Raw genomic sequence first — 14089 nt, forward strand, 5'->3', positions numbered from 1 at the left:
ATCATGCTGAGGAACGAAGCATCTATCGCAGATAAGCATAGAGAAGAAGATTCTTCACTGCGTTCAGAATGACAGTTTTTTAACACGTCATGGGTAACGTGAGAGAAATCTTCTGCTTAATGCTGGTCGCAAACTTACATAGCGAAGAAGATCTTTCACTATGTTCAAGATGACAGGTAGGAGAGAATAAATTTCATCCCTATCCTCTCCACGCCTTCAACCCGCCTTCTAAAGAAAACGCTTTAACTTCGGGGTATTTCAGTTTAAACAGGCGTACCGCTTCGGCGCTTCTTATGCCTGATGCACAGTAGAATACTTTCACTATATCGGTATTTAACTGATCGATATTATTTTCGAGTTCGTTTAAAGGGATATGCCTGCCGCCAATGTCAAACAGTTCGCGCTCGTCGGCATTGCGTACGTCTATCAGTTCAACCGAGTTAGCGGCGAGTGCCTGCTTTAGGTCGGCTACTGTAATTACCGGTTGCTCTATACTGATGGGCAGCGCCGTAATATAAGTTTGGGTAATATTGCCTATTTTAATAATGCGGCTGCGCATGCTTTGCGCGTCAAATATCAGCACCTTACCGGTAAGCAATTCGCCGTTTTGGCTGATGTATTTGATCACTTCGTTAGCCTGCATGCAGCCTATAATACCGGCCAGTGTCGGGATTACCCCACCCTCGGTACAATTTGGTATCTGTGATTCATTAACCTTCGGGAACAGATCGCGGTAATTAGGTGTATAATAGCCATTGCTGTTGCGTACATTCCATATAGCTACCTGCCCTTCAAACTGATAAATAGCGCCGTACACTACCGGTTTACCTGCCAGCACGGCGGCATCGTTCAATAAGTAACGGGTGGCGAAGTTATCGGTACAATCAACTACTATATCATATTCCGCAACCAATTGCAATACGTTTTCGTGGACGATCTTTTGGTTGTAGGGTACTATCGTTATCGCAGGGTTTTGCAGGCGTAACCTTTCGGCAGCCACCTCGGCTTTATTACGGCCCACATCCGCCGGACCGAACAATACCTGCCTGTGCAGGTTGCTTACCGATACATTATCATGATCGGCAATACCCAACGTGCCTATACCGGCCGCGGCTAAGTATTGAGCGGCGGGGCAGCCAAGTCCGCCTGCGCCTACTACCAGCACTTTGGCCTGTTGTAACAAACGTTGCGAAGTTTCGCTAAAGCCCGGCAGGGCTATCTGGCAACTATATCTTTCAAAACCGGTTTCCATTATTCAGCAGCTATTTGTTGATGAAGCCGGCGTTTTATATTGTCGAGTTCATCAGGTGTATTAACATTGGTAAGGGTATCGGGGTTGGGGGCATTAAGCAAGGTAGTGTCGCTATTGATGAGTACCTTACGCGGGCACGAATAGCCCTGCGCCAAAAAGGACAGCAAAACAGGATAACTTTTAGGCTCCCAAATGGTGATCAAAGGTTCGGGAAAGCCATCGAAAGCACTGTTAAAGGCCGTTGCCACAGATGCCGTATTCCGGTTTGCCGACAGGTACTGCAGCGTACCATCATCCAGCAAAGGCAAATCGCTTGCCACTACCAGCCAGGCCGCATCGGGCTGCGCCCTGAATGCCGACAGGATAGCGCCATAAGGCCCTAAACCTGTAAAGGTATCTTCCAGCGTTTGATAGCCGTAAATATCGTCCTTCTGCTCGCTGCGGATGGAGATGAAGATATCCTTGCAATAAGATTTCAGCATATCGGCAACATGGTAGCGCTGTTCGCGGCCATGCCATTTTACCGACCCTTTATCAAAACCCATCCTCAGACTTTGTCCGCCTGCAAGCACCAACCCGTTCAGTTTGGGTTTGGCCTCCTGCATTTGTCGCTCAAAAAAAGCGATGATCTTACCCGTTTCGTCTAAACTATATATCGGCAAATTTTTCCAGTAAGGGATAGCCTCCTGTATAAAATCAAAAACTTCGGTACTGTTGGCGGCCAGTAAAATCATCTTCACGTTAGTAAGCTCCGCAACACGTTTTTTTAGCGATGCACGCTTATTCTCGTCGATAACAACAATCTGCGCCGCAGCTTTATGATGGTTACCGTTGATGAGTACCACATCGGCCTGTGCCAGCTGTTGCTTCATCTCAAAACTGTTCAGCTGACCTGCAAAGTTGATCTGCCGGTAATCGATCTGATCGGTATATTCCATATTGGCACCGGCTGCAAGTCTGCCCGGCGGCAGTACAATATCATCGGTATGGGTGGTATCAATATAAGCGCATTTATAATTGGTTGATAGTGTCTTGATCACTTCATCGGCCAATAATTTAATCACCGTACATGGCGCGCCAACGATGGCCCACTCGTTGCGCCCATAGTTACCGATAGACGGTTTAACCAGCGCGGTATGTTTTTTATGCTCTTTTGAAGTCACGCTTCCCTCCTGTCTTTTCAATCAAACGGGTTTCTTTAATCACTATATCGTGGCTCATGGCCTTGCACATATCATAAATGGTAAGTGCCGCCATGCTTGCGCCAACCAAGGCTTCCATTTCTACCCCGGTTTTAGCGGTGATGGTGGTTGTACAATCAATTACCACCTCCTGCTGCTCGTTTAAACTAATGCTGATATTGCAGTTATCCAAACCCAGCGGGTGGCAAAGCGGAATCAGATCACCGGTTTTTTTTGCGGCCATTATACCTGCAATTACAGCTATCTGAAATACCGAACCCTTTTTAGTTTGCAACTCACCATCGGTTAACAGTGCCAACACTTCATTGGGTAATACCACTACACTACGTGCCACGGCCGTACGTAAGGAAACTTTCTTTTCGCTTACATCTACCATGTTTGGATTGCCGTTAGTATCGAGGTGGGTTAACATATTATTTTCTTTGGATTACACCGATTATCGTTTGGTGATTTCACTGATTTGTTTTTGTTGGATTACGCCGATTATACTTTTTTAATTACACCGATTCTTTTTTGATTGATTACAGTGATTCGGGGTGATCTTGCTTGTTTATTATGTGATGGACGATATGAGGTATACCCTGTAGACCTCGCCTTTTTTAAACAATGTTTTTTCGGCGGGAAGTTCCATAAAGGCATCCGCGTCGGCTAAATTAGAGAAATCTCCTGAACCATTTCCGTTTAACGGGATAGCTGTTACCTGCGCCTGCTCGTTCACCAGTAGTTTAACCTGCAAAAAGTATTGCAGATCGGGTTTAAACTCCAGATCGTTATCTAACATGGCGTACACAGGTGGTTTCTCGGGCATATCCATTGAGGTATGCAGCCATGGCAAAAAGTACCTTTGCATACACAAAAATACCGCTACCGGGTTACCGGGGAACGCGAAAACGAACGAACCGCCCTCGTGCCTGCCAAACCAAAACGGCTTGCCGGGGCGTTGCTGCACTTTATGAAAAAGCTGTTCTACCTCTAAATTTTTTAATACCTGAGGGATATAGTCAAACTTACCCATTGATATGCCGCCGGTTAAAATAATGGCATCGTACGCGTGCAGGCATTGCTGCAAGTGGCCGGTTATCTTCTCCACATCATCGGGTACATGCAATACATCGGCATTTACTCCCTGCAATTTCAGGGCGGCCTGTACAGTAAAACTGTTTGATTGCCTTACCTGGTATTCGGTAGGTGTTTTATCTACAGGCACCAATTCATCGCCCGATGAAATTACTACCACACGCGGCGTTTTCTTCACCCTTACTTCGGTTTCGCCAACAGAGGTGATCAAACTGATCACCGCCGGACTGATCACCTGGCCGGGTATTGCTACAACATCCCCTTCTTTCCTGTCGGCACCTTTATAATGGATACTTTCGCCCTGTGTAATATTATCAGTTAAAATGGTAGCGATACCATCTTTTATCTCGATGTCTTCGTAGCGTATCACCGTATCCAGCGTTGCCGGCAAAGCGGCGCCGGTCATCACCTCAATACATTCGTCGGGGGCTTCTGTATCCACAGGTTCATCACCCGCGGCCTGGGTAGCCTTTATCCTGAACGATCTTATTCCGCTTGCGAATGCCTGGTAGCTCACCGCTATACCATCCACAGTGATGCGGTTGTAAGGCGGCAGGTCGCGGTCGGTTTTAATGGTTTCGGCCAGTATACGGCCCGCGGCCTGGTTAAAGAGCACTATCTCTTTACCAAAATCGCCTTTGTTATCCTGTATTATTTCTTCAGCTTCTGCAACTGTTATCATAAGTATTAGCCTCCTATTGTGGCCATTGATTCGTGAACACCTGTTTTTTCTATTCGCGACCGCTCGGCTTCGTAGCCATCCTGCGGTCTGTGGTTAAAGGCATTGGTCAACACCTTTTCCAGTTCTTCATTTGTTATGCCCTTACGCATCACGTCCCTAATATTAAGCACGCCATCATCATACAAACAATTCTTCAATGTGCCCTGCGGGGTGATACGAATACGGTTACACGTGCCGCAAAAAGTGCGCGAGTAAGCTGCTATGATACCTACATCGCCTTTATGGCCGGGTACATGGTAATTGTATGATGTTGAATGTGCCGGATCGATCAGTTTTTGAATACCCGGAAACCCATCCCTGATCTCTTCCAGTATCCGAAGATGATCCCAGGGCAAACCCGTGTAAACATGGCTGTCGCCGTTAAACGGCATTTCTTCAATAAAACGCACACTCACCGGCAACTCTTTAGTCAGTTCAACCATCGGGATAATATCCTGTGTGTTTTGACCGGCCATAACCACCGCGTTTATCTTTACTTCTATATCTTGCTTTAACAACTGGTGCAGGGTATTCATCACCATATCAAATTCATCCCTGCGGGTAATGGAAAAAAATCTACCGGAATCCAAAGTATCTAAACTTAAATTTACCGACCTCACCCCTATCTTTTTCAACTCCGGAATAAAAGGTGCGGTAAGTACACCATTGGTGGTGATACTCAACTCATCCAGTCCATCCAATTTTGAAAGCGCGGTAAGCAGCTGCATAATATCCTTACGTACAAAAGGTTCGCCACCGGTGATACGGATCTTTTGAATGCCCATTTTTACCAGCAGGCTGCTTACACGCAGCATTTCCTCATAGCTCATCAGTTCGGCACGCGAAAGCCAATCCAAACCATGCTCGGGCATGCAGTAAAAACAGCGCAGGTTACACCTGTCTGTCACCGCGAGGCGAAGGTAATTTACTGGCCGACCGTGATTATCTGTTAGCAATGGGTATCTGTTTAAACGCTTTGTGTAAAAGTACAAAATACTGCCTTAGTAATTATTTTAAGGCCGTGTTTGTTTGTAAGGATTACGTATTTTTAACAAATAAGGCCCTGCTAATTGCTTAGCAGGGCCCTTTCTATAAGTGAATCAACCTATTACTTAACAAAGAATTTGTAAGTAGTGCTGGTTTTATAAGTTTCACCCGGTTTTAATACCGTGGTAGGAAATTGCGGTTGGTTAGGTGAATCAGGGAAGTGCTGAGTTTCTAACGCGAAGGCAGTACGCAGATCATCCTTTTTACCAAATTTAAGTGTGTTTTTGCTTTGCATAAAGTTACCGCTGTAAAATTGCAGGCCCGGCTCTTCAGTATAAACTTCCATAGTGATACCACTTAAATCGCCGGTGATAGCTGCTACCGGTTTGGTGGCATCGTGCTTGTTCAACACGTAGTTATGATCGTAACCTTTACCGTTTTTCAATTGCTCGTTATCGGTTTCAATACGTGCGCCAATTTCGGTTGATTTGTTAAAGTCGAACGGGGTACCGGCAACTTTTTCAATTTTACCTGTCGGGATCAAAGTTGAATCAACCGGGGTATAACCATCAGCATTGATGTATAAAGTATGTTTTAAGATCTCGCTGCTGCCTGAACCATTAAGGTTGTAGAAAGCGTGGTTGGTTAAGTTAACTACAGTAGTTTTATCGGTAGTAGCTTCGTAGCTTATTTTAACCGCGTTATCATCAGTCAACTGGTAAGTTACTTTCACTTTCAGGTTGCCCGGGAAACCTTCTTCCATATCTTTTGAAAGATAGGTAAGCTCTAAAGTAGTTGAATCTACCTGTTTGCCATCCCAAACTACATCCTGATAACCTTTTTTACCGCCGTGCAAGGTGTTAACACCATTGTTGGTGAATAGGGTATATTGCTTACCCTCTAAAGTGAATTTACCTTTAGCTATACGGTTACCATAACGACCAATGGTAGCTCCAAAATAAGGCTCGGTTGAGTTTTTGAAACCCTCAACGCTGTCAAAACCTACTATTACGTCGGTTAGTTTACCGTTTTTGTCGGGTATTAAAAGGCTAACTATACGGCCGCCATAATTGGTGATGGCAGCTTCGGCGCCTTTGCTGTTCTTTAATACGTACAGGTGAGTTTCTTTGCCATCTATTGTTTTTTCGAATGCAGATGCCGCTGGCAGGGCGGCAGCAGATGTTGAATCAGTCATATCAGAATTTTCTTTTTTTTTGCCGGATTGATCACAAGCCGATAGCATAATGGCCGGTATGATCACAGCCGACAAGCCTTTGATTAATTTGTTTCTCATAACTTTAAATCAGGTTTATTATTTGTTGTTTAGTTTCTTTATCAGGTCAACTTCTTCCTGGCTAAATACCTCGCCGTTTTTCCTGAATACATCATGAAACCAAACTTTAGGTTCGGCTCCGTCAGGCATTGGGGTATCCCAGGCGTACATGGTATTGGTTTTACCGGCAACAAGTCCCCAGTTAATAGCGCCAACATTTTCCTCTTTAAGCAAAGGTGCAGTATTGGCAAATGTGCTGTTGCGGGTACGGGCCATATATTCAGTACAAATCAGCGGGCGACCGTGCGATTTCAGCATTTTAACCACGCGTTTGTGCCAGTCTGGTGCTTCGTAATCGTGGTAAGTGATCACATCCGAATTGATGGCCTGTAAAGCGTTCAGGTCTGATGCATCCCATGTCCACAAACCGGCGCTGATAGGTTGCGACGGGTTAACCGCGCGTGCCCAGGTAAATACCTGTTTCAACAGATCGAACGATTTATTGCCTTTGTTTGAGTTACCCGGCTCGTTGTATAAATCCCATAAAAGGATGCGTTTGTCGTTTTTAAACGTGTTAAGCACATCGGTTACGTATTTTTGCAATGCAGGGTAATCTGCCGGTTTAGTTTCGATATTGGCAGGATCCTGTACCCAGCCCGAATTGTGCGTACCTGTTTTTGGCTCAGGCTGTTTACCCGCTTTAGGCGTAGCGTTCCAGCAATCATCAAAAAATACAAATATGGTTTGTATGTGGTGCTTATCGGCAATGGTAAGGTAATCGCCCACGCGTTTTTTAAATCCCTGCGGATCTTCTTTCCAAGCGATGCTGTGTAAGAACACACGCATGGTGTTAAAGCCAATGCCTTCGGCCCAGCCCAGTTCACGATCAATAGTGGTAGGATCAAAAGTATCGGCCTGCCACATTTCTAACTGGTTAATGGCGCTGCTTGGTATAAAGTTGGCGCCGTTGATCCATTTGTGCTGCGCATACCAGGTGTTTGCTTTTTCTATAGACCACCTTTTACCCGGTGCTACATCTTCTACTTTTTGCGCCCAAAGCGACGTTGTTGATACCAGTAAGGCACCCGCGATGGTTAGTTTTTTTAATAGGTTCATATAAATTTGATGTGTTATTTGCTCTTTTTAGTGCTCGACGGAAGCGCCAGCGCTGTACCCAACTTTACAGGCGTTCCAAAGTTTGGACTGCCATCTTTATTCCAGGTAAACTTTTGCGCCCTTGGCGATCTTTTGTTACCGCAGCCATCACCGGCATTAGCGTTGGCATGGTATAAGATCCAGTCTTCCTTACCATCCGGCGATTTAAAGAAGGAGTTGTGCCCCGGCGCGTAAACGCCATTCTCTGGTGATTGCTGAAACACCGGTTCTGCCGATTTTTTCCATGAGGCTACGTCTAACAGGTTGCTTTTTGTTGAAGCGGTAAGCATACCCAGGGCGTAAAAATCTGTCCAGCAGCCGCTGGCCGAGTAGATCAGGTAAAGCTTATCGCCGTGTGCAAGTATCTCGGGGCCTTCGTTCACCAAAACGCCTATACCGCTGTTGCTTTCCCATTTATAGGTTGGCGATGATAGTTTAACGCGTTTGCTGCTGATTGTCCATGGGTTGCTCATTTCGGCTATGTAAATACTTTGCATGCCGTTTTTATCGCCTTCCCAGCCCGACCATATCATGTAGAGTTTCCCTTTGTTTTCAAAAACAGAACCATCAATAGCCCATTTATTGGTATCGTCGGCCACTTTGCCTTTAAACGTCCATTCGCCTTTCATTGGGTCGAGAGATGGATTTTCGACCACGTACATGCGGTGATGGTTATTATCGCCATCATCGGCAGCGAAATACATATACCATTTTCCCCTGATGAAGTGTAACTCGGGAGCCCAAAGTTCTTTAGAATATTCTTTACCGGTTGGCGGCACCCAAATTACTTTTTTCTCTGCCGATTTAAGGTCGGTCAGGTCTTTCGTTTTCCAGATAACCAGGTTACCCCCTGTAGAGTTGGTGTAATAGTAATAGCCATCCTTGTAAATATTCCACGGATCGGGCCCTGCCGGTAGCAAGGGATTAGTGAACGTATTTGAGGGTGCATTTTGTACAAAACCAAAAGAAGATAGCAATACAAGAAAGAGGAAAACGGTAGTTTTTTTCATATCAGGCTAAATCGGGTAGTGCAAATATATATTATTCGGGCAAAAACAAATGTAAATCATACATTTAATTTATATATAGTAGCCTAATTTTTTGCTACCGCCACGGCCTGCATGTAAATTGCTAAAACGGATTTGCTAAAATCCGAAGCCATCTGTCTCAACTACAGCGTTTTCGCAAATATAGGTAGGCACTATGCCCGTAGCATGTATGCTCGATTCAGCATCGCCCGGCAAGGTATTGCCCGATAATACCAGCACGGTATCCAACCCAAATTTGTTGCCGCCAATAATATCGGTAAACAGGGTATCCCCTACCATTACTATATTCTTTTTGTTGATCGGTCTGCGCTCGCGAATCAGATCATACGCGAACATGAACATCTGCGAATCGGGTTTACCAAAGCGGATAAACTCCTTACCCACTATGCTCTCCACCATGTTGGCAATACTGCCCACGGCTATTGATATATCATTTTTAGATAGCGGGTAAGCATAATCGGTATTGGCCACAATAGCTGGAATGGTGCGTTTACGCAGCAGGTTAACAGTTTTATTGATATCTTCAAACCAGTCGAAGCCCTCATCATCCATAAACACCAGCGCGTTCACTTTATCAATATTGGTGCTGTTCACCTCGCTTACGGGCAGGGTTTGCCTGCCCTCCGCGTCAATATAATGTGCCGATTCGGGCGTACCCAGGTAGGCAACAATACCGCCGTTAACTTTAAGGTCGAGGTACTCTTTGGTAAGCATTCCTGACGACACAATACGTTCCGGATCGATAATGTTTAAACCATATTTATGATACGACTGCGCCAATTGCAGCGGACTGCGCGAGGCATCATTAGTTACTATGTAGTACTCTTTGCCCTGCTGCTCCAGGTATTCAAACGTTTTTTCAATACCAGGCAGCAAACCTTTATAGGTTTTAAGTACACCAAAGGCATCAAAAAACACTATCTCGTAACGATCTATTATGGATTTAAAATTATCTATCCGCTTCATTTAATTATTTTAGTTTTAGGGCGCTTATTATCTTTTCGGCATCAAAATCCCTGTCAACAGATGGCAGGTAAATATCAAAGGCTTCGGCTTGCAGCTTTTTGGCATATTGCTCGTGGAAAAAGTGTTTACCATCTTTTATTACATAGTTCAATATAAAAAAGCGGTAGCTTTCTTTCAAAAACCTTATCTCATCCGCTTTTAGCGGGTTCACTTTATGGTACTCTTTCAGGAAGAGGATAAACCTGTCTTCCATCATGGTATCAATTACGTAGCTAAACACGGTGCGGTCGCCAATGGAGGATACCACGCGACTGAAAAAGTAAAAATCCAATATCCGGTAACTCATCCGGAACCAATCATAATCCCAGCGCGAATACAGTTCAAGATCGGGCGTTACCGAAAAATTGCCGATGTTCCAGTCGATAAATACGGGGATGATCTCGAACGAGTTCAGGTTATATTTCGACCTGTTTTTCAGGAACATTTCGCACTGGTATTTCAGGTAGTCGGCCTGCATGCGTGAGCCAAACTGCTTTTCATTGGTCGCCAGCTGATCAAGCAATATGTTGATATCGGTACGTAATGTTTTAGATGATTTGGGCAGCACATTCTTTACCCTTGAACAGGCTTTATGAAACTTACCTACCTGTTGCCCCAACTTGCGGATATGCTTTTCTTCCAGCTGGCGCGGCAACCTGTCGAGTATGCGGGTTGGGTTGTAGAACACCACCCAGGCATCGGTTTTGCCCTGTTTGTAACGGTAAATATACACCCTGTTATTTTTTAACAGCGATTTGGCAAGCAGGTTCTCGAACGGATAAAGCAGGTTATTTGATAAGGAGTGAATAAGGCGGTGGTCTTCTTTAAAATGCTCGTACTTACCAAAGTACGATAGCTTGGCGATGATGATATCGTCGTCGTCAAAGGTGATACGGTAAACATGATTGGTTGAAACCCTCGCGCTGATATCTTCTATAGTGCGAATGGTTTTCGAAGCGTCATATCCCTCCCAGGCCTTCTTAATAATAATTGAATAGTCCATTTAGAATTTATAATAGATTGCAAAGGAAAGCATTTTATAGTGTTTTTAACCACAAAGGATAGAGCTTTTAAAAGCTGGTTAGATTTTTCGAACGATTTGTTTTTTAACCACAGAGTAAGCAGAGGTTTCCACGGAGTTACACAGAGGTTATCTTTTTATGATGAGTGTTTTTGAGGTTTATTGAGGCATCTATATATTGAATTTTTCGAACGATTTGTTTTTTACCACAGAGTGAGCGGAGGTTTGCACGGAGTTACACGGAGCTGTTCTTTTTATGATGAGTGCTTTTGAGGTTTATTGAGATACTATATATTGTGTTAGAGAGATATTTTGCCATTTACCATTCTCTTTACACCATCCTTGAGCATCAGTACGTTGAAATTAATCAGCAGTCCTACCTTGTATTGGCCGAGTTTCATATACGTTAATATTTGAGCTGTGTGAACATCGTTCAACGCTTCAACACTTTTTATTTCGACAACCAATTTGTTTTCTATCAAAAGATCAATTCTATATCCGCAATCCAGTTTAACTTCTTCAAATACCAAAGGCATTGCTTTCTCTTTCTCAACATACAAACCCGATTGAGCAATTTTATAATAAAGGCATTCTTTGTAAGCACTCTCCAGCAACCCCGGCCCCAAAGCCTTATGCACTTCAATAGCCAACCCTATTACTGCCCCTGAAAGCTCATTTTCTCTCATCATAAAAATTCAATTATAACCATAAAAGCTCCGTGCAACTCCGTGCAAACCTCTGCGCACTCTGTGGTTAAAACACAAAACAATAATGCTCCCCAAAGCTCATTTTCTCTCATCACAAAAACTCAATTATAACTTATACAAGCTCCGTGTAACTCCGTGCAAACCTCCGCTCACTCTGTGGTTAAAACACACAACAAGTCTATATCACCTCAAAATACCTCTTCAACTCCCAATCGCTTACGCTTTTGGCAAATTGGCGGTGTTCCCACAGACGGGTGTTGGTAAAGTGGTCTACAAAGCCGGCACCGAAGAGTTCCTGGGCTATAGGGGAAGTTTTCATGGCGATGGATGAATCAAAGAGATTACTGTGCAGTTTGCCGTTGCGGGTATCCTGGTAACCATTGCCCTCGGTTGCAGATATATTTAACGGAAGTTTGTTTTTGATACCATATAAACCCGATGCCAGCGAGGCCGCTATGGCAAGGTATGGGTTAGTATCCGATCCCGGGATGCGGGTTTCGAGGCGGGTATATTTTTCGTTGGAATTAAGGATGCGGATAGCCGTAGTGCGATTATCAATACCCCAGGTAATGGTGGTTGGCGCCCAGGCACCTTCAACCAATCGTTTGTAGCTGTTGATGGTTGGCGCGTACATTGGCAATAAATGCGGAAAACAATATAGCTGACCTGCCAGATAATGTTTCAGCAGATCGCTCATATTATGTTCATCTTCGGGATTATAAAAGAGGTTGTTCTTTTTCTCCTTATCCCATAAGCTTTGGTGAATGTGGCCGCTGCATCCGGGAAGATCAGCGTTCCATTTAGCCATGAAGGTGGCGGTGATGCCATGTTTACTGGCAATTTCTTTAACGGCGGTTTTAAATAAAACGGCTTTATCGGCAGCGGCCAAGGTTTCATCGTGAATTATGGCGGCTTCATATACTCCCGGACCGGTTTCGGTATGCAAACCTTCTATCGGGATATTGAATTGCGTAAGCAGATCGAACAAATCATTATAAAACGCGCTCTGCTGTGAGGTACGTAATATAGAATAACCAAACATGCCCGGCGTTAGCGGCTCAAGGTTGGTAAAGTTTTTATCTTGCAGACTTTGCGGTGTTTCTTTAAAATTGAACCATTCAAACTCCTGCGCGAACTCGGCGTGGAAGCCCATTTCGCTACATTGCTTTACAATATGTTTCAGCAAACTCCGCGGACAAGCCGGCAGATCGTTTCCATCGGGCTTGCTGAAATCGGCCAGAAAGAACGGGATATTATCCTGCCATGGTATATTGCGCAGTGTTGACAGATCAATACGGCAATCCTTATCGGGATAACCGCTGTGCCAGCCGGTCAGTTTTACATTATCATAAGCGGCATCATTTACATCCCAGCCAAAAACAACATCGCAAAAGCCGTAACCATCCTGCAAACCTTCGGTAAACTTCTTAGGGTGGATCATTTTTCCGCGTAAAACGCCATCAATATCAGCGAAAGCGAATTTTATTTTTTGGATGTTATTTTCCTTAATATAAGTAAGGATCTGGTCTGTATTCATATAGTGTAAAGGTATATGCCCGGTTTAATTTAAGCAAGATAATTGTAAACGCGATGCAATAGTAATAAATTGTGGCTTCAAATCATGCTGATGCCGATAGCCACTCCATTTTTGTTTGTATACGGAACTTTACTGTTAAGCGATAACGATTTTGGAAGATATCTTAAAAATAACTGCACATTTTTTAGCCACGGCAGGTTCAAAGGTAAATTATTTGATATCGGTGAATACCCGGGAGCCATCATTGATCAATCCGGAAATCATTATGTACACGGCAGCATTTATAAACTGCATAATGCCGATAAAGTATTGAAAATTTTAGATGAATACGAAGGCGTAGGCGAAAACGAGATACAACCTAATTTATATACCCGGGGAATATTGCAAGTAGATACAACCGACGGCAGCTACCCTTGCTGGGTTTATTTATATAATTGGCCGTTGGATGCTAAGGTTTTTATTGAGGGTGGAGATTATTTGAAGTATAAACGTTAGGGGACTCACCCGATCTTCGCTTCGCTGGATCTTCCCTCTCTACTTCGTAAAGAGGGATTTGTAAGTTTTGAAGATACAATTCAACATAAGCCTAACCCTCTTTTCACTTGTGAAGAGAGGGACGTCGAGCGCAGCGATGACAGGGTGAGTCACTCCTGCTGCAAAGCCAGCTTCATAAACCCGATCACTTCATCATTAATATCATCAACCTGCAACATCCTAAAATGGTGATTATACTGATCATCGCCCGGTACCTGCGCAATTTTCTGAAAACAGGTGCTATCATCATACGGCTGCTTAAACGGGAACACCACGTGAATAAAGCTTTTGCCCAACTGTGTTACCCAGGCAATTCGCCGCTCGTCAGGTGCTGTAATACCTATCATGCTTTTTGTTGGGTAAATACCGACATCTCCTAAATCTTTGTATGAAGTAATAAAATGATCGAACAACATCAGCGTATGTTCCGATTTTCCTTGTAAAAAGGCGTTTAATTGTTCGTCGGTATTCATTTTATAGGTAATTGGTGCATTTAAAGATAGTGAATTGAGGTAATATGCCAGCACTATCGTCATTGCTGTAAGGGTTATGTAATTCGGTAACAGAAT

14 protein-coding genes are annotated in these 14089 nt (G+C 44.1%); 1 reads left to right on the plus strand and 13 read right to left on the minus strand.

The window, feature by feature from the left end:
• Positions 1 to 199: 199 nt before the first annotated feature.
• The 12 genes from ABD894_RS05720 to ABD894_RS05775 all read right to left on the minus strand — a co-directional run bounded on the left by ABD894_RS05720 (position 200) and on the right by ABD894_RS05775 (position 12986).
• On the minus strand, positions 200 to 1252 hold the full coding sequence (locus ABD894_RS05720) for a ThiF family adenylyltransferase (protein WP_345210030.1): 1053 nt from the start codon (positions 1250 to 1252) through the stop codon (positions 200 to 202).
• Entirely contained in the window at positions 1252 to 2436 is a 1185-nt protein-coding gene (locus ABD894_RS05725) for an NTP transferase domain-containing protein (RefSeq protein ID WP_345210031.1), read from the minus strand. Before ABD894_RS05725 ends, ABD894_RS05720 begins: the two co-directional genes overlap by 1 nt.
• Positions 2396 to 2866: a cyclic pyranopterin monophosphate synthase MoaC gene (gene moaC, locus ABD894_RS05730; RefSeq protein WP_345210032.1), complete on the minus strand. Its 471-nt coding sequence runs from the start codon at positions 2864 to 2866 to the stop codon at positions 2396 to 2398. The genes ABD894_RS05725 and moaC overlap by 41 nt, the downstream gene beginning before the upstream one ends.
• Before the next feature lie 141 nt (positions 2867 to 3007).
• The gene (locus ABD894_RS05735; RefSeq protein WP_345210033.1) at positions 3008 to 4213 is read right to left on the minus strand and encodes a molybdopterin molybdotransferase MoeA; all 1206 of its coding nucleotides are present in this window, start codon (positions 4211 to 4213) and stop codon (positions 3008 to 3010) included.
• A 5-nt stretch (positions 4214 to 4218) separates the two neighbouring features.
• Positions 4219 to 5244, minus strand: a complete 1026-nt coding sequence (gene moaA, locus ABD894_RS05740) for a GTP 3',8-cyclase MoaA (RefSeq protein WP_345210034.1) — start codon at positions 5242 to 5244, stop codon at positions 4219 to 4221.
• 116 nt (positions 5245 to 5360) lie between these two features.
• The gene (locus tag ABD894_RS05745) at positions 5361 to 6533 is read right to left on the minus strand and encodes an aldose epimerase family protein (protein WP_345210035.1); all 1173 of its coding nucleotides are present in this window, start codon (positions 6531 to 6533) and stop codon (positions 5361 to 5363) included.
• Positions 6534 to 6551: 18 nt separating this feature from the next.
• Positions 6552 to 7628, minus strand: coding sequence for a glycoside hydrolase family 2 TIM barrel-domain containing protein (locus ABD894_RS05750; protein WP_345210036.1), 1077 nt, complete (start codon positions 7626 to 7628; stop codon positions 6552 to 6554).
• A 14-nt stretch (positions 7629 to 7642) separates the two neighbouring features.
• Positions 7643 to 8677 carry a glycoside hydrolase family 43 protein gene (locus tag ABD894_RS05755; protein ID WP_345210037.1) on the minus strand — a complete coding sequence of 345 codons (1035 nt, stop codon included), beginning with the start codon at positions 8675 to 8677 and terminating at the stop codon, positions 7643 to 7645.
• 135 nt (positions 8678 to 8812) lie between these two features.
• Positions 8813 to 9682 carry an HAD-IIA family hydrolase gene (locus ABD894_RS05760; RefSeq protein WP_345210038.1) on the minus strand — a complete coding sequence of 290 codons (870 nt, stop codon included), beginning with the start codon at positions 9680 to 9682 and terminating at the stop codon, positions 8813 to 8815.
• 4 nt (positions 9683 to 9686) lie between these two features.
• Positions 9687 to 10724 (minus strand): hypothetical protein, encoded by a 1038-nt coding sequence (locus tag ABD894_RS05765; protein WP_345210039.1) that lies wholly within the window; start codon positions 10722 to 10724, stop codon positions 9687 to 9689.
• A 317-nt stretch (positions 10725 to 11041) separates the two neighbouring features.
• Positions 11042 to 11431 carry a GxxExxY protein gene (locus ABD894_RS05770; RefSeq protein WP_345210040.1) on the minus strand — a complete coding sequence of 130 codons (390 nt, stop codon included), beginning with the start codon at positions 11429 to 11431 and terminating at the stop codon, positions 11042 to 11044.
• Between the two features lie 196 nt (positions 11432 to 11627).
• Positions 11628 to 12986, minus strand: coding sequence for a glutamine synthetase family protein (locus ABD894_RS05775; RefSeq protein ID WP_345210041.1), 1359 nt, complete (start codon positions 12984 to 12986; stop codon positions 11628 to 11630).
• A 69-nt stretch (positions 12987 to 13055) separates the two neighbouring features.
• Here ABD894_RS05775 and ABD894_RS05780 point away from each other — a divergent pair, with 69 nt between their 5' ends.
• The gene (locus tag ABD894_RS05780; protein ID WP_345210042.1) at positions 13056 to 13481 is read left to right on the plus strand and encodes a gamma-glutamylcyclotransferase family protein; all 426 of its coding nucleotides are present in this window, start codon (positions 13056 to 13058) and stop codon (positions 13479 to 13481) included.
• A gap of 149 nt (positions 13482 to 13630) precedes the next feature.
• Here the strand turns inward: ABD894_RS05780 and ABD894_RS05785 are convergent, their stop codons facing one another.
• The gene (locus ABD894_RS05785) at positions 13631 to 14056 is read right to left on the minus strand and encodes a DUF5655 domain-containing protein (RefSeq protein WP_345210043.1); all 426 of its coding nucleotides are present in this window, start codon (positions 14054 to 14056) and stop codon (positions 13631 to 13633) included.
• Positions 14057 to 14089: the final 33 nt, after the last annotated feature.

The organism is Mucilaginibacter gynuensis, assembly GCF_039541195.1.
GTDB lineage: Bacteria > Bacteroidota > Bacteroidia > Sphingobacteriales > Sphingobacteriaceae > Mucilaginibacter > Mucilaginibacter gynuensis.